At 36.0% G+C, this 24,279-nt stretch carries 18 protein-coding genes; 17 read left to right on the forward strand and 1 reads right to left on the reverse strand.

Annotated features, from left to right (window positions below; all coding sequences use genetic code 11):
- The 17 genes from dnaA to IGI97_RS00085 all read left to right on the forward strand — a co-directional run bounded on the left by dnaA (position 1) and on the right by IGI97_RS00085 (position 22,198).
- Positions 1-1,344 (forward strand): chromosomal replication initiator protein DnaA, encoded by a 1,344-nt coding sequence (gene dnaA / locus IGI97_RS00005; RefSeq protein WP_002356013.1) that lies wholly within the window; start codon positions 1-3, stop codon positions 1,342-1,344.
- Between the two features lie 201 nt (positions 1,345-1,545).
- Positions 1,546-2,676 (forward strand): DNA polymerase III subunit beta, encoded by a 1,131-nt coding sequence (gene dnaN, locus IGI97_RS00010; protein ID WP_002356014.1) that lies wholly within the window; start codon positions 1,546-1,548, stop codon positions 2,674-2,676.
- Between the two features lie 579 nt (positions 2,677-3,255).
- The gene (gene yaaA / locus IGI97_RS00015) at positions 3,256-3,501 is read left to right on the forward strand and encodes a S4 domain-containing protein YaaA (RefSeq protein ID WP_002356015.1); all 246 of its coding nucleotides are present in this window, start codon (positions 3,256-3,258) and stop codon (positions 3,499-3,501) included.
- Positions 3,488-4,615 (forward strand): DNA replication/repair protein RecF, encoded by a 1,128-nt coding sequence (gene recF / locus IGI97_RS00020; RefSeq protein ID WP_002356016.1) that lies wholly within the window; start codon positions 3,488-3,490, stop codon positions 4,613-4,615. The genes yaaA and recF overlap by 14 nt, the downstream gene beginning before the upstream one ends.
- Positions 4,612-6,561: a DNA topoisomerase (ATP-hydrolyzing) subunit B gene (gene gyrB, locus IGI97_RS00025; protein ID WP_002359210.1), complete on the forward strand. Its 1,950-nt coding sequence runs from the start codon at positions 4,612-4,614 to the stop codon at positions 6,559-6,561. Before recF ends, gyrB begins: the two co-directional genes overlap by 4 nt.
- Positions 6,562-6,616: 55 nt before the next feature.
- Complete coding sequence (gene gyrA / locus IGI97_RS00030; protein ID WP_002361457.1) at positions 6,617-9,118, forward strand: DNA gyrase subunit A; 2,502 nt, start codon at positions 6,617-6,619, stop codon at positions 9,116-9,118.
- Positions 9,119-9,292: 174 nt separating this feature from the next.
- On the forward strand, positions 9,293-9,595 hold the full coding sequence (rpsF, locus tag IGI97_RS00035) for a 30S ribosomal protein S6 (RefSeq protein WP_002356019.1): 303 nt from the start codon (positions 9,293-9,295) through the stop codon (positions 9,593-9,595).
- Positions 9,596-9,639: 44 nt separating this feature from the next.
- Positions 9,640-10,206, forward strand: a complete 567-nt coding sequence (ssb, locus tag IGI97_RS00040; protein WP_002364599.1) for a single-stranded DNA-binding protein — start codon at positions 9,640-9,642, stop codon at positions 10,204-10,206.
- Between the two features lie 25 nt (positions 10,207-10,231).
- The gene (gene rpsR / locus IGI97_RS00045; protein ID WP_002356021.1) at positions 10,232-10,471 is read left to right on the forward strand and encodes a 30S ribosomal protein S18; all 240 of its coding nucleotides are present in this window, start codon (positions 10,232-10,234) and stop codon (positions 10,469-10,471) included.
- A 156-nt stretch (positions 10,472-10,627) separates the two neighbouring features.
- Positions 10,628-12,652: a DHH family phosphoesterase gene (locus tag IGI97_RS00050; protein ID WP_002363542.1), complete on the forward strand. Its 2,025-nt coding sequence runs from the start codon at positions 10,628-10,630 to the stop codon at positions 12,650-12,652.
- A 5-nt stretch (positions 12,653-12,657) separates the two neighbouring features.
- Entirely contained in the window at positions 12,658-13,110 is a 453-nt protein-coding gene (gene rplI / locus IGI97_RS00055; protein WP_002356023.1) for a 50S ribosomal protein L9, read from the forward strand.
- Positions 13,111-13,382: 272 nt separating this feature from the next.
- Positions 13,383-14,750, forward strand: a complete 1,368-nt coding sequence (gene dnaB / locus IGI97_RS00060; protein WP_002381331.1) for a replicative DNA helicase — start codon at positions 13,383-13,385, stop codon at positions 14,748-14,750.
- Positions 14,751-14,987: 237 nt separating this feature from the next.
- A complete protein-coding gene (locus IGI97_RS00065) occupies positions 14,988-16,280 on the forward strand; it encodes an adenylosuccinate synthase (RefSeq protein WP_002359213.1) in 1,293 nt (430 codons plus the stop codon).
- A gap of 124 nt (positions 16,281-16,404) precedes the next feature.
- On the forward strand, positions 16,405-17,274 hold the full coding sequence (locus IGI97_RS00070) for a DegV family protein (protein ID WP_002359214.1): 870 nt from the start codon (positions 16,405-16,407) through the stop codon (positions 17,272-17,274).
- Positions 17,275-17,470: 196 nt separating this feature from the next.
- On the forward strand, positions 17,471-19,369 hold the full coding sequence (locus tag IGI97_RS00075) for an ATP-dependent nuclease (protein ID WP_174115138.1): 1,899 nt from the start codon (positions 17,471-17,473) through the stop codon (positions 19,367-19,369).
- Positions 19,370-19,373: 4 nt separating this feature from the next.
- On the forward strand, positions 19,374-21,254 hold the full coding sequence (locus tag IGI97_RS00080; RefSeq protein WP_174114112.1) for a UvrD-helicase domain-containing protein: 1,881 nt from the start codon (positions 19,374-19,376) through the stop codon (positions 21,252-21,254).
- 23 nt (positions 21,255-21,277) lie between these two features.
- Entirely contained in the window at positions 21,278-22,198 is a 921-nt protein-coding gene (locus IGI97_RS00085; protein WP_430394706.1) for a HEPN/Toprim-associated domain-containing protein, read from the forward strand.
- Positions 22,199-22,499: 301 nt separating this feature from the next.
- Here IGI97_RS00085 and IGI97_RS00090 read toward each other — a convergent pair whose 3' ends face one another.
- A complete protein-coding gene (locus IGI97_RS00090) occupies positions 22,500-24,131 on the reverse strand; it encodes an ABC-F family ATP-binding cassette domain-containing protein (protein ID WP_002359215.1) in 1,632 nt (543 codons plus the stop codon).
- Positions 24,132-24,279: the final 148 nt, after the last annotated feature.

Raw genomic sequence — 24,279 nt, forward strand, 5'->3', positions numbered from 1 at the left:
ATGCCCGACGTGGAAAGTTTTTGGCATAGCCTTGAAGAAGCCTATCAAGCGATTTTGTCGGCGCCAAGTTTTGATGCTTGGATTAAAACCACACGCCCTTTGAAATTAGACAACAATCAATTGTGGCTAGAAGTCCCTTCTGCAGTTCATCGTGATTACTGGGAAAAAAATCTTTCGGCAAAAATTGTCGAAACTGGATTTAAATTAACCGGTGCAGAAGTGATGCCCCATTTTGTTGTTGCCGATGAAAAAGACGCAGCACTGGCACAAGAACTCGAAGAACCTGCCGAAGAAGAAGTTGTTTTTAGTGAACAAAGTAAAAAAGCGATGCTTAATCCTAAGTACACTTTCGACACCTTCGTTATTGGTAAAGGAAACCAAATGGCTCACGCTGCAGCGCTTGTTGTTGCCGAGGATCCGGGTTCGATTTACAATCCCCTTTTCTTCTATGGCGGTGTAGGGTTAGGGAAAACCCATTTGATGCATGCCATTGGTCATCAAATGTTAGTGAATCAACCAGATGCCAAAGTCAAATATGTTAGTAGCGAAACGTTTACGAATGAATTTATCAACTCAATTCAAACAAAGACATCCGAACAATTTCGGAAAGAATATCGCAATGTTGACTTATTATTAGTCGATGATATTCAATTTTTGGCGGAAAAAGAAGCAACATTGGAAGAATTTTTCCATACCTTCAACGATCTTTACAATGAAAATAAACAAATTGTTTTAACAAGTGATCGCCCGCCGAATGATATTCCAAAATTACCTGAACGATTAGTTTCTCGCTTTGCTTGGGGTTTGTCTGTCGATATCACCCCGCCTGATTTAGAAACACGGATTGCAATTTTGCGCAAAAAAGCAGATGCCGAGCGTTTAGAAATTCCGGATGATACACTAAGTTATATCGCTGGTCAAATCGATTCCAACATCCGTGAATTAGAGGGTGCTTTGGTCCGCGTTCAAGCCTTTGCAACTATTAATGGAGAAGATATTACCACTAGTTTAGCGGCGGACGCCTTGAAATCTCTAAAATCAGTTGGTAGTAAAAATCAATTGTCCATCTTACAAATTCAAGAAGAAGTATCCAAATATTATCATGTGCCTCTTAAGGATTTAAAAGGGAAAAAACGGGTGAAAACAATTGTGGTTCCTCGTCAAATCTCAATGTATCTTGCTAGAGAAATGACCGACAATTCCTTGCCAAAAATTGGTGCCGAATTTGGCGGCAAAGATCATACAACGGTGATTCATGCGCACGAAAAGATTCAGCAATTATTGGAAAAAGATCCAGCGATTCAAAAAGAAGTCAGTGAAATTAAAAATTTATTGAACTCTTAGGATGTGGAAAACTAAACAAAAAAGAACAAAGTTATCCACAACTTATACACAAGTGGATAACTTAGTAAAATCAATGCTTTTTTGACTTTTCCACAGAATCAACATGCCCTATTACTTTTATTATTTATTTATATATAATATACAAAACAGTGGCGTACAAAATTAGAACGTATTGAAAATACTTAAAAAGGAGTTTACATTATGAAATTAACGGTCAAACGAAGTGTCTTTTTACAAGAATTACAAACTGTTCAACGAGCAATTTCTTCTAAAACAACGATTCCAATCTTAACAGGTGTTAAAATTGTCTTATCAGAAGATGGCTTATCACTTACTGGGAGTAACGCGGATATTTCAATTGAAAGTTTTTTAAGTAAAGACGATGAAAAAGCTCAAATGACCATTGAACGCACAGGTAGCATCGTTTTACAATCTCGTTTCTTTGGCGAAATTATTCGTAAATTACCAGAAGATATGTTCACAATGGAAGTTCTAGATAACAATCAAGTTGCAATTACTTCAGGAAAAGCTGATTTTACGGTCAATGGATTAGATGCTGACAATTATCCGCACTTACCAGTAATTGATACTCAAAACCAAATGAAATTACCTGTTCATTTATTGACAAAAATTATTAGTGAAACAGGTTTTGCTGTATCGATGCACGAAAGTCGTCCAATTTTAACTGGGGTTCACTTTATTTTAGAAAATCAAAAATTACTTGCCGTTGCAACAGATTCACATCGTTTAAGTCAACGTGTGATCCCGACAGAACAAGCAGTAGAAGACTTTAACATTGTAATTCCAGGAAAAAGTTTAACTGAACTTTCTCGTTCATTAACCAATGAAGAAGAAATGGTTGAAATCAGCATTATGGAAAACCAAGTGCTATTTAAAACAGAAACAATGTACTTCTATTCTCGTTTGTTAGAAGGAAATTATCCTGATACCAACCGTTTAATTCCAACTAGCCATAACACGCAAATTGAATTTTATGTACCAGAATTGCTTTCAGCAATCGAACGTGCCTCTTTACTTTCTCATGAAGGACGTAACAATATTGTTCGCCTTTCAATTTCACCAGATTCTGTTGTTTTATATGGAAATTCACCTGAAATTGGAAAAGTCGAAGAAGCGTTAAACTATGAAAATGTTTCTGGTGAAGCGTTGGATATTTCTTTCAACCCAGATTATATGAAAGATGCGTTGCGAGCGTTTGGCGATATGAATATTACCGTGAAATTCCTTTCTCCAATTCGTCCGTTTACATTGGAGCCAACCGAAACAGAACTAGATTTCATTCAACTAATTACACCGGTTCGTACAAATTAATCATGTTTAAAAAAGACCTTCGGAAAATCACTATGATCGCCGAAGGTTCTTTTTTGTCGTCTATTTAAAGCCGATAAACGCTGCTAGATAAGCTTTTTAAAATCACAATAGCTTTTACGCTAATTATATTGTGAATGTTTGAACTATCGTTTGACGAATAAATTCTGCCTTTTTTTTCGGGGATAAAGAAAAAAGCCCTTTAATTTTTCGTTTAAGGGCTGTTCATTTTTTTATGAATATTTCCTAGTGAAAGAAGTTCACGTTGCTTAAAACGACGCTCAGACCTCTACAAGCTACTTTTCTTCAATGTACGCCCTCTTCGTTTGTCTTTGAGTTACCCCTAATTGTTTTTTAGTTAAACGCTACTCGTCATTTCTGCCAAATCAGGCCCCTTTTTTCTCAAGAAAATATCAATTTCCGTTTTAAAATGCTTTTTAAGAGTTTTTTTATCCTAATAATATTTTCGGTCATTTAGAATTAAAATTGCTTAGAATGAAAATTAGACAGATAAATTTGTTTTCTCTTATGAAAAAGGGTATAATATATATGAGAACGTATTAGAAAAAAGAGGGATGCACATTGAAAAAAACGTTTGTTTTAGCAACTGAGTATATAACGCTTGGTCAGTTTCTTAAAGAAATCAACGTCATTGGTAGTGGCGGCCAAGCCAAATGGTATTTGGCAGACAATAGCGTGTTTGTTGATGGCGAGTTGGAAAATCGTCGCGGACGGAAACTTTATGCGGGCATGATGATTGAGATACCTGAAGAAGGTACTTTTTTTATGGTGAAAAACGGAAACGAGTCCGACGATGCGGCTGAATGAGCTGACACTTCAGCATTATCGTAATTATGAAACAGTCAGCTTAGATTTTCCAAAAACGTTAAATCTTTTTTTAGGCGAAAACGCCCAAGGAAAAACCAACTTGTTAGAAAGCATTTATGTTCTAGCAATGACACGAAGTCATCGAACCAGCAATGAAAAAGAATTAATTGGCTGGGAGCAAGCAGCAGCTAAAATTAGCGGCGTGGTTGAAAAAAAGACAGGCACCGTACCGTTGGAAATTTTAATTTCCAACAAAGGACGTAAAACCAAGGTTAACCACATTGAGCAAAAAAGGCTCAGTGCGTACATTGGGCAACTGAATGTTATTTTATTTGCCCCAGAAGATTTATCTTTGGTGAAAGGCTCACCTCAAGTCCGCCGGAAATTTATTGACATGGAACTCGGACAAGTGAGTCCTATTTATCTTTATGATCTTGTCCAATATCAGTCTGTTTTAAAGCAACGGAACCAATACCTAAAACAACTAGCTGAAAAGAAACAAACAGATACTGTTTATCTGGATATTTTGACAGAACAGCTAGCTGAATTTGGCGGGAAAGTTCTATACGCTCGGTTAGGTTTTCTTAAAAAATTAGAACACTGGGCAAACTTACTCCATCAAAAAATTAGTCATGGACGCGAAACGCTCACCATTGACTACGCATCAAGCATCCCAATTGACAACACGGATCTTTCCTTAGAAGCACTTCAAAATCAATTGCTCCAACAATTAATGAACAATCGTAAGCGTGAATTGTTTAAAGCGAATACTTTTTTAGGCCCTCATCGTGACGATTTGCTGTTTATTGTCAATGGTCAAAATGTTCAAACGTATGGCTCACAAGGTCAACAGCGAACGACAGCTTTAAGTATTAAATTGGCAGAGATTGATTTGATGCATTCAGAAACAGGAGAATATCCTGTGTTATTACTAGATGATGTCATGAGTGAATTAGATAATGAACGTCAAATTCACTTGTTAGAAACGATTGAAGGCAAAGTTCAAACGTTCTTAACGACAACTAGTTTAGATCACATAAAAGACAAGCTAACAGTTGAACCAGATATTTTTTATGTTCAACAAGGCAAGATAGAAAGGAATTCAGCGACATGACAGAAGAAGAAAAAAACATGAGAGAACGTGCGCAAGAATATGACGCTAGTCAGATTCAAGTTTTGGAGGGCTTAGAAGCTGTCCGGAAACGTCCTGGTATGTACATAGGTTCTACTAGTGGCGAAGGGTTACACCACTTAGTATGGGAAATCGTTGACAACTCTATCGACGAAGCCTTAGCAGGATTTGCTAAATCAATTCAAGTAATTATCGAACCAGACGATAGTATTACTGTTATCGATGATGGTCGTGGAATTCCAGTCGGGATTCAAGCCAAAACAGGTCGCCCAGCTGTGGAAACAGTGTTTACAGTGCTACATGCCGGCGGGAAATTTGGCGGTGGCGGCTATAAAGTATCAGGTGGCTTGCACGGTGTTGGTTCCTCTGTTGTTAATGCTTTATCGACCAGTTTAGATGTTCGTGTTTATAAAGATGGCAAAGTGTATTACCAAGAATATCGTCGTGGTGCGGTTGTTGATGACCTAAAAGTTATCGAAGAAACGGATCGTCACGGAACCACTGTTCACTTTATTCCAGATCCTGAAATTTTTACAGAAACAACCGTTTATGATTTTGATAAATTAGCAACACGGGTTCGTGAATTAGCCTTTTTAAATCGAGGCTTACACATTTCAATTGAAGACCGTCGTGAAGGACAAGAAGATAAAAAAGAGTATCACTATGAAGGCGGGATTAAGAGCTATGTTGAGCATTTAAATGCCAATAAAGACGTTATTTTCCCAGAGCCAATCTTCATTGAAGGAGAGCAACAAGATATTACAGTGGAAGTGTCAATGCAGTATACAGATGGCTACCACTCCAATATTTTAAGTTTTGCCAACAATATTCATACTTATGAAGGCGGAACGCATGAATCTGGTTTTAAAACTTCTTTAACACGTGTGATTAATGATTATGCACGTAAACAAAAATTGATGAAAGAAAACGATGAAAAATTAACTGGGGAAGATGTTCGTGAAGGTTTAACCGCAGTGGTTTCCATCAAACATCCCGATCCTCAATTTGAAGGGCAAACGAAAACGAAATTAGGGAACTCAGAAGTACGGACCGTTACGGATCGTTTATTCTCAGAATACTTTACAAAATTCTTGATGGAAAATCCAACAGTCGGTAAACAAATTGTCGAAAAAGGTATGTTGGCCTCAAAAGCTCGTTTAGCCGCTAAAAGAGCCCGTGAAGTCACCCGTCGTAAAGGCGCGTTAGAAATTAGCAACTTGCCAGGGAAGCTGGCTGATTGCTCAAGTAAAGATCCGGAAAAATGCGAATTATTTATCGTCGAAGGAGACTCGGCCGGCGGTTCAGCAAAACAAGGACGTAGCCGTGAATTCCAAGCCATTTTACCAATTCGTGGGAAAATCTTGAATGTCGAGAAAGCCAGCATGGATAAAATTTTAGCCAATGAAGAAATTCGGTCATTATTTACAGCTATGGGAACAGGCTTCGGCGAAGATTTCGATGTTTCTAAAGCACGTTATCACAAACTAGTGATTATGACCGATGCCGATGTCGATGGTGCGCATATTCGAACGTTGTTATTAACCTTGTTCTATCGCTTCATGCGTCCAATTGTTGAAGCTGGTTATGTGTATATTGCTCAACCACCACTATATGGTGTGAAACAAGGGAAAAACATCACCTACGTTCAACCGGGCAAACATGCTGAAGAGGAACTAGCAAAAGTGTTAGAAGAATTACCTGCTTCACCAAAACCAAGTGTTCAACGTTACAAAGGTTTGGGTGAAATGGATGATCACCAACTTTGGGAAACAACAATGGACCCAGAAAAACGATTAATGGCGCGAGTGAGTGTCGATGATGCCATTGAAGCTGACCAAATTTTTGAAATGCTAATGGGCGATCGTGTGGAACCACGTCGTGCGTTTATCGAAGAAAATGCCCATTACGTGAAAAACTTGGATATTTAATGTGTCGCAACGTTGTAAGAGACGCTAGAACATATATTTAGAGGGGAAAAAATTCATGAGTGAAGAAATTAAAGAAAACATTCAAGACGTCAATCTGACCAGCGAAATGAAAGAATCTTTCATTGACTACGCAATGAGTGTTATCGTAGCCCGCGCGTTACCTGACGTTCGTGACGGTTTAAAACCTGTTCATCGCCGAATCTTATATGGAATGAACGAATTAGGGGTAACCCCTGATAAACCACACAAAAAATCAGCCCGGATTGTTGGGGATGTTATGGGTAAATATCACCCCCATGGGGACAGTGCGATTTACGAATCAATGGTGCGGATGGCACAACCTTTTAGTTATCGGGCTATGTTAGTTGACGGCCACGGAAACTTCGGTTCTGTCGATGGTGACGGCGCTGCCGCTATGCGTTATACCGAAGCACGTATGAGTAAAATTGCTTTAGAAATGCTACGAGATATTAACAAAAATACAGTCGATTTCCAAGGAAACTATGATGATTCAGAACAAGAACCAGTAGTTTTACCTGCTCGTTTTCCAAACTTACTAGTTAACGGAACAACGGGGATTGCGGTGGGGATGGCAACAAATATTCCACCACACAATTTAAGTGAAGTGATTGATGCAACAAGTTTATTGATGGACAATCCTGATGTAACGACGAATGAATTGATGGAAGTGTTACCTGGACCAGATTTTCCAACAGGCGGTTTAGTGATGGGGAAATCAGGGATTCGCCGAGCATATGAAACAGGGAAAGGTTCGATTACTGTTCGTGCAAAAGTTGAATTGACTGAAATGCCGAATGGAAAAGAACGTATTTTAGTAACTGAATTGCCTTATATGGTGAATAAAGCCAAATTAATCGAACGAATTTCTGAATTACACAGAGATAAACGAATTGAAGGAATTACTGATTTGCGGGATGAATCTTCTCGTGAAGGCATGCGGATTGTCATCGATGTTCGTCGAGATGTGAGTGCCTCTGTTGTGTTAAACAACTTGTACAAAATGACTGCCTTACAAACATCTTTTGGTTTTAACATGTTAGCCATTGAAAAAGGTGTACCGAAAATTTTAAGCTTGAAACGTATTTTAGAAAACTACGTCGAGCATCAAAAAGAAGTCATTACTCGCCGGACGATTTTTGACAAAAACAAAGCAGAAGCACGGGCACATATTTTAGAAGGTCTCCGAATTGCCTTAGATCATATCGATGAAATCATTGCCATTATCCGTGGATCACAATCAGATGACGAAGCAAAAGCAACGTTAATTGAACGCTTTGAATTTTCAGATCGTCAAGCGCAAGCGATTTTAGATATGCGTTTACGCCGTTTAACAGGCTTAGAACGCGACAAAATTGAAAATGAATATCAAGAGCTATTGAAATTCATTGCGGACTTAGAGGACATTTTAGCCCGCCCAGAACGCGTCATTGAAATCATTAAAACAGAGTTAAATGACGTTCGTACAAAATTTGGTGATGCACGACGCACAGAATTATTAGTAGGTGAAGTCTTAAGTCTTGAAGATGAAGATTTAATCGAAGAAGAAGAAGTCGTGATTACGTTAACCAATAACGGCTACATTAAGCGGATGGCAAACTCTGAATTCCGGGCGCAACGCCGTGGCGGACGTGGTGTCCAAGGCATGGGCGTTCATGATGATGATTTCGTGAAAAACCTAGTTTCTTGTTCAACACACGACACGTTATTATTCTTTACGAACACTGGGAAAGTTTACCGAGCAAAAGGTTACGAAATCCCTGAGTACGGTAGAACAGCAAAAGGAATTCCAGTGATCAACTTACTGGGAATTGATTCTGCAGAAAAAATTCAAGCGATTATTTCTGTTGAGGGCAAAGCAGAAGCAGGTAAATACTTGTTCTTCACAACCTTAAAAGGAACCGTCAAACGGACAGCCGTAACAGCCTTTTCTAATATCCGTAGTAATGGATTAATCGCCATTAGCTTAAAAGAAGATGATGAGTTAGTTAACGTGGTAACGACTAATGGCAATCAGAAGATGATTATCGGAACACATGCAGGATACTCTGTCACATTTGATGAAAATACTGTACGTGATATGGGCCGGACAGCATCAGGTGTTCGGGGAATCCGTCTCCGCGAAAATGATTATGTGGTCGGCGCAGCGATTCTGGATGAAAATAAAGAAGTCCTAGTCATTACTGAAAATGGTTATGGTAAGCGTACAAAAGCTTCTGAATATCCAGTTAAAGGACGTGGCGGTAAAGGGATTAAGACAGCAAATATCACTGAGAAAAATGGTCCATTAGCTGGTTTAACCACGGTCAATGGGGATGAAGATATCTTATTGATTACGAACAAAGGCGTCATTATCCGCTTTAACGTTGATTCTGTTTCTCAAACAGGACGCGCAACATTAGGGGTTCGTTTAATGAGAATGGAAGATGGTGCCAAAGTGGTAACAATGGCTGTTGTAGAACCAGAAGAAGTGGAAGAAGAAATCGTTGAAGTTGTAGAAACAACAGAAAACGAAACAACATCAGAAACAGAAGAATAACATAAAAAAGTTTCGCCAGTTGGCGAAACTTTTTTATTGGGGCTTTTCAAAACTATTTCTTGCTTTTGTCCATCAATTAGCATATAATTAGAGATTGTGAACTACCTTTTTAGGTATGTTCTCCTTGCTCTTAGCCAACTAAGAGCCTTGAAGTCCATAGGGAGGTGAAAATCAATGAGTCAAGATACGAAGTACGAAATCATGTACATTATTCGTCCGAACATTGATGAAGAAGCAAAAACTGCTTTAGTAGAACGTTTCGACACAATCTTAAAAGATAACGGAGCAGAAGTTATCGAATCTAAAGATTGGGAAAAACGCCGCTTAGCATATGAAATGAACGGATTCCGTGAAGGCATCTATCATATCGTTAATGTTACTTCTCCATCAACAGCTGGCGCAATCAACGAGTTTGATCGTTTAGCAAAAATCAATGACGATATTATCCGTCATATGATCGTGAAGGTAGAAGCATAATTTGTTTCACATGAAACATTTATTGACGAAAGGAGATGTTTTGAATGATTAATAACGTTGTATTAGTCGGAAGATTGACAAAAGATCCTGACTTACGTTACACCGCTAGTGGTTCAGCTGTTGCGACCTTTACACTTGCTGTAAACCGTAACTTTACGAATCAAAATGGTGACCGTGAAGCAGACTTTATCAACTGTGTGATTTGGCGTAAACCCGCAGAAACAATGGCTAATTATGCCCGTAAAGGTACATTATTAGGTGTTGTCGGAAGAATTCAAACTCGTAACTACGAGAACCAACAAGGTCAACGTGTCTACGTAACTGAAGTGGTTTGTGAAAACTTCCAATTGTTAGAATCTCGTTCTGCTTCAGAACAAAGAGGAACTGGCGGCGGTAGCTTTAATAACAACGAAAATGGTTATCAATCACAAAATCGTAGCTTTGGTAATAACAATGCCGGTTCTGGATTTAATAACAACAACAATAGTTTCAATCCATCATCTTCTCAGTCGCAAAACAATAACGGTATGCCTGATTTCGATAAAGATTCTGATCCATTTGGTGGCTCAGGTTCATCTATCGACATTTCAGATGATGATTTACCATTCTAAACGAATTTGATAGGAGGGAACAAGAATGGCACAACAAAGAAGAGGCGGACGTAAACGTCGGAAAGTCGACTACATCGCAGCAAACCACATCGAATACATCGACTATAAAGATACTGAATTGTTAAAACGATTCATTTCAGAACGTGGCAAAATTTTACCACGTCGTGTTACAGGTACGGGCGCTAAAAACCAACGTAAATTAACGATTGCTATTAAACGCGCACGTATCATGGGATTATTACCATTCGTTAGTGACGAACAATAATTTTATGACAATTTCCAGAACCAAAGAGCTTGCTCTTTGGTTCTTTTTTATCTTGACTAGTGTTTCACGTGAAACATAACAAGGTTCGCAGAATGAAGTGTTTTGTGATAAAATAAGGGATGAAATAACTAGTGAATCACCAGAGCAATATGCTCGTTGGAACAAGTCGCCTCAAAGGTCTGCAGAAAGATTGGAGGCAAAAAAATGCAAAAGAAGAGAATTCAAAAAAACGGTTTCTTAATTGTTGTGGGTCTTCTCTTAGTAGAATTTCTCCTCTATTTCTTACTAACAAATAAATGGCTGCTATTGGCGGTAATTATCGCATTAGATATCTTTCTCTTAGTGGTTATTCGGCTGTTGATTAGAGATGTAGAAATTACGAACGTAGAAAAGATTCAAGAAGCAAGTTCCATTGCTGAACAATCGTTGGATTATGTTGTAAATGAAGTACCTGTGGGAATTATTACGTATAACGGGGAAACACGCGCGGTAGAATGGCTTAATCCTTATGCTGCTTCTATTTTTAATAAAGACAATCAGCTAACGTTAACCGCTAGCCAAGTGACGTCTTATTTAGAATTAGCAGAACGAAACCAAGATATTTTTACGATTGACGAAAATACCTATCGCTTTAGCGTCAATAAAGAACAACATACAATTACTTTTGAAGATATCACTAAAGAAAGTAATTTGTATCAAGAAAAAGTCGAAATGCAAACGGCTATTGGCATTGTGTCTGTCGATAATTATGATGATGTCACCGATACAATGGATGAGAAAGAAATTTCTTATTTGAATAGTTTCATTACGACGATGGTTTCTGATTGGATGGACCAATACAAAGTTTTTTATAAGCGAATCAACGCAGAACGTTATTTTTTCATTGCCCAATGGGAAGATATTCAAAAAATGATGGACGAAAAATTTTCTATTTTGGATACGATCCGTAAGGAATCAGCTAACCATGAAGTAGCCATTACGTTAAGCATGGGGATTGCTTATGGGGGGCCAACCTTAGATCAAACCGGGACCACGGCTCAAACGAACCTAGATACAGCTTTAGTACGTGGCGGCGATCAAGTGGTTGTAAAAGAAGCCAAAGATGAAGCGAAGCCGTTATTTTTTGGTGGAAAAACGGCAGTAACGACGAAACGTTCCCAAGTACGTTCTCGCGCAATGAGCATGGCAATTAAGGGAATTATTGCGGAATCAGCTGACATCTATATTATGGGCCATCGTTATCCAGATATGGATGCGTTAGGTTCAGCATTTGGTGTTGCTCGTTTAGCCTCGTTTAATAATCGAAAAGCGTGGATTGTTTTAGATGAAAATGAAATCATTCCCGATGTCAAAAGAGTGTTAGAGGCGATTAAAGAGTACCCAGAATTAGAAGAGCGCATTATTAGTCCTAAAGAGGCCATGAAGCGCAAGAAAGAAAGTAGCTTATTAGTTATGGTAGATTACCATAAACCGTCTCTATCGATCTCACAAGAGCTCTATGAGCGTTTTGATAAAGTAGTAATCATTGATCACCATCGACGAGGAGACGAATTTCCAGCAAAACCCTTGCTTTCTTATATTGAATCTTCTGCCTCTTCTGCTTCAGAATTAGTCACAGAATTGATCGAATACCAAAGTAATAGCGCAAATAAACTGCAGGCCTTTGAAGCAACCATGATGTTGGCGGGAATTGTGGTTGATACGAAAAGTTTCAATACACGAACGACGGCGCGAACATTTGATGTGGCTAGTTATTTACGAACTTGTGGAGCAGACTCATCTTTAGTACAATATCTATTAAGTTCTGATCTTACAAGCTATCTGGAAATGAACAACTTAATCTCTAAAAGCGAATATGTCACAAAAGATACCGTCGTTGTTGCAGGGAGTGAAGACAAAGAATATGATAGTGTCACAGCTGCCAAAACAGCGGACACATTACTTTCTATGGCAGGGATTAATGCAGCATTTGTCATTACCAAGCGGACGGATCAACAGATTGGCATTAGTGCTCGGAGTAATGGTTCAATTAATGTCCAAATTATTATGGAAAATTTAGGTGGTGGCGGTCACTTTACTAATGCGGCAGTACAATTATCAAACGTAACAGTAGCAGAAGTAAAAGAGCAACTACTTGATGTAATTCGTCAAAATATTAATGAAATGTATGAACAGGAGTGAAGGAAATGAAAGTCATTTTTTTACAAGACGTTAAAGGAAAAGGAAAAAAAGGGGACGTAAAAGAAGTGCCAACTGGTTACGCCCAAAACTTTTTAATTAAAAATGGTTATGCGAAAGAAGCCAATAAAGGGAGCATGAGTGCATTAGCGGGTCAAAAGAAAGCCCAAGAAAAACATGAAGCAGAAGTTTTAGCACAAGCAAAAGAAATGCAAGCCTTTTTAGAAGATGAAAAGACTGTTGTAGAGATCAAGGCAAAAGCTGGAGAAGATAGCCGTTTATTTGGCTCAATTCCTTCAAAACAAATTGCAGAAGCCTTAAACAAACAATACAATGTAAAATTGGATAAACGCAAAATCGAATTAGCCAACCCAATTCGTTCTCTAGGTTACACTAACGTACCAGTCAAACTACATCATGAAGTTACAGCGAAAATTAAGGTTCATGTCGTAGCGGAATAATACAATCGATAAAAAAGAAGCCGATTTCTCCGGCTTCTTTTTTATACCAAATAAATTACTCGAATTATTTTTATAATATTTAAAAATCAAATATACAACACTTTAAATTAACGAAAGTGTTATATTTTTATTAGTTGTATATTTTTTAAAATTGAAAAGTGAACTAAAAATAGAGAAATCAGCAGAGAAAAAATGTACTTTTTTTAATGAAATTGTGTTAAAATGGATAGACTAAATGAACCAGAAAGTAAGACATCGTGGGAGAGAACAAAATGAATGAATTATTGCAAGATAGGGTACCGCCACAAAATATTGAAGCGGAACAAGCCGTTTTAGGTTCTATTTTCTTAGATGCAGATGTGCTAATAGAAGCGATGGAATATGTGGAACCTAAAGATTTCTATCGTCGTAGTCATCAGTTGATTTTCCAAACGATGATGACCTTAAGCGACCGAAATGAAGCGATTGATGTGGTAACAATCAAAGATCGCCTAGAACAAGAGAATTTGTTAGAAGATGTTGGTGGACTAAGTTATCTGTCAGATTTAGCTTTAGCTGTGCCGACAGCTGCCAATGTCATTTATTATGCAAAAATTGTTGAACAAAAATCGTTGCTGCGCAACTTAATCCAAACCGCTACAGAGATTGTAACTAAAGGCTTTGAGCAAGGTGAAGATGTTGAATCTATTTTGGATGATGCAGAACGAAGCATTTTAGAAGTCTCCGAAAAGCGGAATCGTAGTGGCTTTTTATCAATTTCAGATGTTCTAAATACAACTATTGCGAATATTGACCAATTATACCAAAATGATGAAGAGATTACTGGTTTACCTACAGGCTATCAAGCATTGGATAAAATGACTGCCGGCTTGCAAGCGGAAGAGCTAATTATTCTAGCGGCCCGTCCAGCGGTAGGGAAAACCGCTTTTGCATTAAATATTGCCCAAAATGTCGGCACCAAAACAGATAAAGCTGTCGCTATTTTTAGTTTAGAAATGGGGGCAGAATCATTAGTGAACCGGATGCTTTGTGCAGAAGGATCCATTGAGGCCAGCCATTTAAGAACAGGGCAATTATCTGAAGAAGAATGGCAAAACTTAATTATTGCGATGGGTAGTTTGTCCCGTGCGAATATCTATATTGATGACACACCAGGGATTAAAATTACCGAAATTCGTGCGAAATGTCGTAAATTAGCACAAGAAAAAGGCAACTTAGGTCTAATTTTGATCGACTACCTACAATTGATTGAAGGAACTGGAAAAGAGAACCGCCAACAGGAGGTTTCTGATATTTCACGTCAATTAAAAAAATTAGCGAAAGAATTAAAAGTCCCGGTTATCGCTTTGTCCCAGCTTTCTCGTGGCGTGGAACAACGTCAAGATAAACGTCCTGTGCTAAGTGATATTCGTGAATCAGGATCCATTGAGCAAGATGCCGATATCGTTGCCTTTCTTTATCGTGATGATTACTACGATCGTGGTGAAGGAGAAGACGGTGATCATGAGCCACCAGAAGTTGACAATGTTGTAGAAGTCATCATTGAGAAAAACCGTAGTGGTGCGCGTGGAACGGTCGAATTACTTTTCATTAAAGAATATAATAAATTTTCTTCGCTTTCGCCGAGGACAGAATTTTAAAAAAACGAACTCATTTTTTGAGTTCGTTTTTTTGCTTATTAAGGGATTAAAATCAGAGAGTAAAACACGAACAATATTCGTATATTTTATTATTTTACAAAAACATAACTAAAAATGTTCGTATTTTTGACAGAAACGCTTTTGATTGTGAAAGAATATTCGATTTTTACCCTTGAAAGGGACTGGTTTTACTGGTACAATGATTCAGGACAAAAAAATTATGAACGAGGTGTTCGAATGTCATCAGTAGTAGTTGTTGGAACGCAATGGGGCGACGAAGGTAAAGGAAAAATTACAGACTTTCTAAGTGAAAACGCAGAAGTGATCGCTCGTTACCAAGGCGGAGATAACGCCGGACATACCATTAAATTCGACGGCGTAACGTATAAATTACATTTAATTCCTTCAGGGATTTTCTATAAAGAAAAAATTAGTGTAATTGGTAACGGCGTAGTTGTGAATCCAAAATCTTTAGTAAAAGAATTAGCTTATTTAAAAGAAAATAATGTTGCCACTGATAATTTACGTATTTCAGATCGTGCCCATGTCATCTTGCCGTATCATATTAAATTGGATCAATTGCAAGAAGATGCGAAAGGTGAAAACAAGATTGGGACAACGATTAAAGGAATTGGCCCAGCCTACATGGATAAAGCAGCACGGGTGGGAATCCGTATCGCTGATTTATTGGATAAAGAAATTTTTGCGGAACGTTTGCAAATTAACTTAGAAGAAAAAAATCGTCAATTCGTTAAAATGTTTGATAGCGAAGCCATTGAATTTGATGATATTTTTGAAGAATACTATGAATACGGACAACAAATTAAACAATATGTTACAGATACTTCGGTTATTTTAAACGATGCATTAGATGCTGGAAAACGGGTTTTATTTGAAGGGGCACAAGGTGTCATGTTGGATATCGATCAAGGAACCTATCCATTTGTTACTTCCTCTAATCCAGTAGCTGGTGGTGTAACTATCGGTAGTGGCGTTGGTCCATCAAAAATTAATAAAGTGGTTGGTGTCTGCAAAGCGTACACTTCACGTGTCGGTGACGGCCCATTCCCAACAGAATTATTTGATGAAACAGGAGAAACCATTCGTCGTGTCGGTAAAGAATACGGAACAACAACAGGACGTCCGCGTCGTGTCGGTTGGTTTGATTCAGTAGTTATGCGTCATTCAAAACGTGTATCAGGGATTACGAACTTGTCATTAAACTCGATTGACGTGTTAAGTGGTTTAGAAACGGTGAAAATTTGTACAGCTTATGAACTTGATGGTGAATTAATTTATCATTATCCAGCAAGCTTGAAAGAATTAAGCCGCTGTAAACCAGTTTATGAAGAATTACCAGGTTGGTCTGAAGATATCACTGGTTGCAAAACTTTAGCCGATTTACCAGCTAATGCTCGTAACTACGTGCATCGGATTTCAGAATTAGTTGGTGTGCGCATTTCAACATTCTCTGTAGGTCCAGACCGTAACCAAACGAACGTTTTAGAAAGCGTTTGGGCACAAATTTAAGCAGATTTTTAAGAGAACGTAAAGGATGGCTTATGCCAATTCAGCCTTTACGTTCTTTTTTAATTTTATATAAAAATGAAAAACTATGGTAAAATAAAAGAAAACATGAAGGGGGCAATTGTCCGTGAATTATCAATTAGTGACAGATTCTTGTTGTGACTTGCCGTATACATACTTAAAAGAAAACCAAGTACCTTTTATTAGCATGAATATTCAAATTGACGGGAAAGAATATCGCGATGATTTAGGTGAAACGTTTGATTATCAGAACTTCTTAACGGCTATTAAAAATGGAAGTATGCCCACTACCTCTCAAGTTAATGTGGGACGCTACAATGAATTTTTCCGTCCTTTTGTGGAGCAAGGGTTACCGGTGATTTATTTAGCTTTTTCATCTGGGTTAAGTGGCTCTTATCAAAGTGCGTTGCAATCAGTAGAGATGTTAAAAGAAGAGTACGATAATGTAGAAATTCATATTATTGATACAAAAGCAGCTAGCTTAGGTCAAGGGATGTTAGTCCGAGAAGCCATTCGATTACAAACAGATGGTCATTCATTAGGAGAAGTTGTTGCCTATCTTGAAGAGCAAAAAATGAAACTTCACTCGTGGGTAACGGTAGATGATTTAAAACATTTAGAACGTGGCGGACGGATTTCTAAAACAGCGGCAGCACTTGGTGGCTTAATGAACATTAAACCAATTATTCGCGTGGATGCGGCAGGCAAACTAGCATCCGTTGGTAAAACTCGTGGACGAAACAAGTCCTTGCAAAAGATTGCGCAAGAAACGATTCAAGGCATTGTAGAGCCAATGAAACAAACACTATTGATTGCATATGCAGGAACGAAAGATGACGCGGAAAAAGTCAAAGAATTAATTGAAAAAGAAATAGAAGTTAATGAGATACTGATTTATCCTCTAGGACCCACCATTACTAGTCATACTGGAATAGGTTGTATTGCTGTGTTTTCTTTTGGTGAAAAAAGAAAATAAAAGGTTATTCGCTTTTGTGTGTCCTGGTTTTTAGCCGTAGGTTTTTCAAGTTATCCTATCTTAATATAGTTTTTATTAAATAGTGTTTAACTGGTAACTGTCGTAGGTTCATTTGTACTAATATTTATACCTCTTATTTTCTTATTCATATAGTATAATATAGTTATTGTATACTAAAAAGACGGGATTGATCAGTATGATATTGAAACAATTAAAAATATGGAATTTTAGACAATTTTCTAGTAAAGATGATTCACCAGGGTTAGAGGTTCAATTTCATAATGGTGTAAATGTATTGATTGGAGAAAATGATTCAGGAAAAAGTACAATTATCGATGCTATAAAAATTGTGTTACAGACACAGAGTAATGAGTACATACGTATTACAGAAGACGATTTTTATTTAGACTCGGCTGGTAATAGTTCAGAAATAATTAAAATTGAATGTATTTTATCAGATTTTTCTGTTGAGGAAGCGAAGAATTTTATTGAATGGCTTCAATTCGAAAAAAATGATGCTGGCAAAACTATATATAACTTGAAACTAACATTTAAAGCTTGGAAAGAAAAAAATAGAATATTCACCGATTTGCGTGCCGGGATGATTGGTGATGGAAATAAAATGGACGGAAAAGCCCGTGAGTTATTGAAATGTACTTATTTGAAACCGCTTAGAGATGCTGAAAGAGAAATGGCTTCAAGAAAAGGCTCCAGACTGTCTCAAATTTTATATAACCATAAATCATTTCAAGAAAAAGAAAATCATAAACTAGTTGAGATAATAAAAAAAGCGAATAAAGAAATTGATCAGTATTTTATAAATGATGATGATGTGGTTTTACAAACCCTAAAAAGTAATGTTGCCGCTTTTTTAGAGAAACAGTCTAGAATAGAACCTAGCTTTGTAACATCAAACCTTCAATTAAAATCTATATTAGAGAGTCTATCTCTCAATCTTTCTGAAATAAAACCAGGTTTAGGAGTTCAAAACTTACTTTTTATAGCAGCTGAATTACTTTTACTTGGGCAATATGATGACGAAGGAATAAAGCTAGCTTTAATTGAAGAAATAGAATCCCACTTACATCCACAAGCACAACTACGATTAATTGAATATATACAAAATGAGTTCGACGACTCAGGTATTCAATTTATTTTATCTACACACAGCACCACATTATCATCCGAAATTAATATAAAAAATGCTTTGATATGTAAAAATTCAAAAGTATATTCTTTAGCGCCCGAGAATACGAAATTAGACAAAGGGGACTATCTCTTTTTGCAAAGATTCTTAGAATCTTCTAAAGCAAATATGTTTTTTTCTCAAGGTGTAATCATGGTGGAAGGTGATGCGGAAAACTTACTTCTACCAACAATCGCTAAAATAATAGATTCCAACTTATCACAATATGGAGTAAGCTTAGTAAATGTTGGCAGTATAGCATTTTTACGTTATTCAAAAATATTTTTACAGAAGAAACAGCCAGAGATACTGATGCCTGTATCTATTATTACTGATGTAGACATTAAACCTAAATGGGACCAAGAAAAGAAAGAATTAGATATTAAACTTGAATTAACACAACAAAAGAATTCTGAAATTACTTCAAATTATTCAGAGGGTACGGTAAAGACTTTTATTTCACCACATTGGACATTAGAATTTTCTCTTGCGTTAAGTTGTCTAAAAGAGGAGTTGTATAAATCAATTTTGTATGCTGAAAAAATTGCAAATAGTAACAAATATGCTTTAACGGCTAAAAAAATAGAAGAAGTAGACAATATTGTAAAGGAAAATTTATCTTCTTGGACTAGTAAAGGTTGGAGCGATTATCGTATAGCATACGAAATATATAATAATACTTTGTTAGAAAAAAACATTTCAAAAGCAATAACTGCACAATGTTTAGCAAGTCTGTTAGAATATCAAATCGTTACCACAACCACAAAAAAAGAAGAAATGTTTGATCTTAATTTATCTCAAAAGAAAATCGATACTCAGAAAAAGGAGGAGCTTGCTAAGAAATTGCGAAAAGATAAATATATAGGTTATATAGTAAAAGCAATTGATTACTCAGCAGGTAAAGATTAGATTCATGAACATTACAGATGACGATATTCAAATTTGTGAAGAGCTACTTTTGCCTTCTGGCTGTAATTTCACTGAAGAACAAATAAAATTAATAAAATGTTTAGATTCTACAGAAATAATTGCATGTCCAGGAAGCGGTAAAACTACCTTACTTTTAGCCAAATTATTGAGCGTTACCAACCATTACCCCTTAAAACATAATTCTGGCGTGTGTGTGCTTTCACATACAAATGTGGCAATAAATGAAATACAAGATAAATTTGACAAAAAAATTGGCGAACTAAATTCATATCCAAATTTCATAGGAACAATTCAATCTTTTATTGATAAATTTGTAGTTTTTCCATATCTCACACGATTTACTTCTGAACAAATTTCTATATTGGACCAAGAAAGTTATTCAAATATTCTTTGGGAAACTGCCAAAGCTAATTATCCTAGTTTTGGTATCTTCTACTCATTCATTAATAAAAAAGCTGAAAACCTTCAACATATCTCAAGTCCAGTTGACTATGTAAAAGATCTGAAATCTGATTCAGATAAAAATCTGCTCTACAAAGAAAAAATAATTACGAATAAAGATAGTGAAAGTGCGAAACAATTTGCTAATTTAAAGAATTTTTTATTGACAAAAGGAATAACTAATTTCAATGATACTTACCTTTTTGCAAATCTTGCTTCTAAACATTTTGGAGAGGAATTAAATAATATACTTTCTAAGCGTTTTTCTTATGTTTTTATTGACGAATATCAAGATTGTGATGAAGTACAAAGAAATGTATTGGATACAATTTTTAACAGTTCTAATATTACGGTACAAAAAATTGGTGACATGGATCAAGCAATTTTTAGTAGCCAAAATAAGCAAAGTTCAATCTGGGTTGCTGACACAAATGCTTTGCATATGAGAGGTTCAAATAGATACCATCAAGCTATTGCTAATGAGGTAGTTAAGTTACGTACAAATCATGAAAAAATAGATTCATTAGTCACAGATAGCTCTATAAATCCGTGTTTAATTGTATTTGATGATAGTTGTATTGATGAGGTAGTTCCAACGTTTGCTAAAATTATTAAGGAAAATGAAATACTATGTTCTTCCTCTTCTTACCCTATCAAAGCTATTGGAATGATAAAAAATAGTACTGGATTGACTATTTCTGATTATTGGAAAAAATATAAGTTAAAAACTGGTAATGATACTAACTCAGATAGTTTTCCAACTTGTATAGAATCAATTAAGGAAGCATTACTTAATGGTAATTTAGCAAGTGTTCATAGTTCAATGATAAGCATTTTCAAAAAAATATTTATTTTGTGTGGCAAGAGAACCAATACCGGTGGATTGTATTCAGAATCTAGCATTAAACAATATTTATTAGATCAGACAGAAGGCTACAAAGATTTTCTATTAACATTAACTAATATAGATTTTAATAACACTATTCTTTATAAACTAATCATTGATCATATAAAAAAGGTATTGGATGAAAATGAGTTTCAATATGAAACTGTTCAAAAGTATCTAACCTCTGGTAAAGCAGAAAAAAATAATGAAAGCGTTGATTACGTTGAAGATGACTTGAAAATAATCTTTGAGACAATATATAAAACTAAAGGAGAGACTCACTTAGCCACTTTATATCTTGAAACAGAAACAAGTAACTCTTCGGATATCAAACGTGTGTTGCCATTGTTAAACAACAAGAAACTAAAAAAGAATAGTAGCTTGCTACACGAAAAAAGTCGTAAGGTTGTTTATGTTGGTTTTAGTAGGCCTTCAAAACTATTATGCTTAGCCATTCAATCAAGTACTTATGAAAAAAGCGAACAGGCCTTCAATGATTGGACAATTTACAAATGTTCTAATCCTAATATCAAATAAGAAAAATCTTTAAGGAGCATGATATGGGTACCTATATACAATTAATGGTTAATAAAACTTGTATTGATTTGGGGAAAAATAATCATTTCCAGAAACATTCTTGGTTATTTCCACCGAATAGTAAAAAGAAAATTCAGTACGAATATGCAAACAATATAATAGAAAACAAAGAAGGCTATTCAGCTAACTTAGCTAAAGTAAAGTTCAGGTTAGATAACTTGGGCTATTCATTTGCTGAAACAAAAAAAAGATACAAGAATCAATTGACTAGCTGGAATAGGGTTAATGATTTAACATTACCGTTTGAACTCTTGCTGGATATAGTAAATAGCATTGACTTAAACTTAGTTTCTGATGACTATATATTTAGTTTAAATGATGATTTAAATGGTTTTAGGGAATATTTATGTTTCATAATTGAGCGTAATAATAAATTTAAGAAATTGAATATTTCAAATAAAATGGAAGATTATAATCATTATTATAGCTTAGATGATTTCTTAATTGAATCGCTAGATCCGTATATTTTATTAAGATTATTTTGTGAAAATAGTGAAAATTTGAAGTATAATCTTGAGTGGCAATATATAGATATTATTGAAAGTGGCTGGGCATCTTATCAAGATATTGAGGAATTTGATAAAAAAGACTTTATTATCAATCATAATAAACTATATGGAGAATTACAATTGTATGCTATTGGAAAAAACAGTAAATATTATTACGAAAAAGAGTTTGATGATTGGCTAGTTAATGAGGGGCTTGTCAGAAACAAACATTACTTGAAATTATTAAAGAATGGAACCACACATAATGTATTGGTAACTCTTCCGGTTTATATAAGAAATGTGATTCATCATCCTGAAAATATTAATAATAGTTTTTCCGATGACGAATTAAATTTTTCAATAACTAAAATGCTTGAAATCATAAGTAGGATATGATTTTGTACTAAATTTAAATTATATCTTAAATAGTCTAAAAAAAGACTTTCGAAAGAGAAAGTCTTTTTTTAGTATGGGCGAGTCCATCTTATTCAGTATTTTTATTTGTCCTTATGAAAGTTAACACTTTCGTTTAATCTTATTATATCAGGCTATGTTTAATAAAAAGAAAAACAGGACTTGCTTTTTAAACAAGTCCTGTAAGTTTAGCCGTAGAGTTTCTCAAGTTCTTCTATTAAAATAGTGTTCTTATTAAATAGTGTTTTATGGAACCCTAGCTTTTAATGACTTCTCTATTTTTTTAATAATCTGAACTGAATAAAACGTCCATTTGTTTTTGAATTTCTGGGTTTTCCAAGAATTCATCATAGGTTGTTTCTGCCCGATCAATGACCCCTTTATCAGAAACAGCAATAATTCGGTTCGCTAATGTTTGGATAAATTGGTGGTCATGTGAAGCAAAAAGAATTGAACCAGTGAAAGCCATCAACCCATCATTTAATGCAGTGATTGATTCTAAGTCTAAGTGGTTCGTTGGATCATCTAAAACTAAGACATTGGCTTTGGAAAGCATTAATTTTGAAAGCATGACACGCACTTTTTCGCCTCCGGAAAGAACATTGACTGGTTTTAGTACCTCTTCACCAGAGAATAACATCCGACCTAAGAAACTACGTAAGAACGTATTGTCATCTTCTTCTTTACCAGCAAATTGACGTAACCAATCTAAAATGGTTAATGGCTCTTCAAAGTCTTTGCTGTTGTCTTTTGGTAAATAAGCTTGGCTAGTTGTAACGCCCCAACGAACAGAACCTGTATCGGGAGTAATTTCGCCCATAATCACTTTGAATAACGTAGTCGTTGTAATGTCTGAGTCAGCGATGAATGCCACTTTATCATCTTTTGTTAAGTTGAACGAGATATTATCTAAGATTTTTTTGCCATCAATCGTTACAGAGACATTTTCAACTTGTAATAAGTCATTGCCGATTTCACGTTCTGGTGTAAAACCAACGAATGGATAACGACGAGAGGAAGGTTGAATGTCATCTAAGGTAATTTTATCTAACATTTTTTTACGAGACGTTGCTTGTTTTGATTTTGAGGCATTGGCGCTAAAACGAGCGATAAAGTCTTGTAATTCTTTGATTTGTTCTTCTTTTTTGGCATTAGATTGTGCTTGCAATTTTGTCGCTAGTTGGCTTGATTCCAACCAGAAATCATAGTTACCAACGTAAAGTTTGATTTTACTAAAGTCTAAATCTGCCATGTGAGTGCAGACTTTGTTTAGGAAATGACGGTCATGGGAAACCACGATAACGGTATTTTCAAAGTTGATTAAAAATTCTTCTAACCAATTGATTGAGCGGGTATCTAAACCATTTGTCGGCTCGTCTAATAGTAAGACATCTGGTTTACCAAAAAGAGATTGAGCTAATAATACTTTGACTTTTTGACCAGCTGTTAATTCGCTCATTTTTTGATCATGTAATTCTTCTGGAATGTTTAGCCCTTGGAGTAAAACAGCTGCTTCAGGTTCTGCTTCCCAACCGTCAAGTTCAGCAAATTCGCCTTCTAGTTCTGCGGCACGAATCCCATCTTCATCTGAAAAATCTTCTTTCATATAGATAGCATCTTTTTCTTTCATTACTTCGTAAAGACGTTTATGTCCCATAATTACAGTTTCTAAAACAGTGTAGTCTTCGTAGTCAAAGTGATTTTGTTTCAGCGTTGCTAGTCGCTCATTAGGACCCATTGAAACCACGCCAGTTGTCGGTTGAATCTCACCTGATAAAATTTTAAGAAACGTTGATTTTCCTGCACCGTTTGCGCCGATTAAGCCGTAACAGTTGCCAGGAGTAAATTTAATATTCACTTCTTCAAAAAGTTTACGATCTGGAAATTGTAAACTTACATCATTAACAGTAATCAATTGTTTTCCTCGCTTTTAATATATTCTTGAACCTCTCTGCATTATATCGGCTACAGAACCTTTTTTCAAGGAGTTTCAATCTTTTTACAGAAACGAATAAAAAGGTGGGTTTTTTATAGAAAAAAGGCGCTTTTTTAAAATGTTTCAT

Source organism: Enterococcus sp. DIV2419 (assembly GCF_051711865.1).
Lineage (GTDB): Bacteria > Bacillota > Bacilli > Lactobacillales > Enterococcaceae > Enterococcus > Enterococcus faecalis.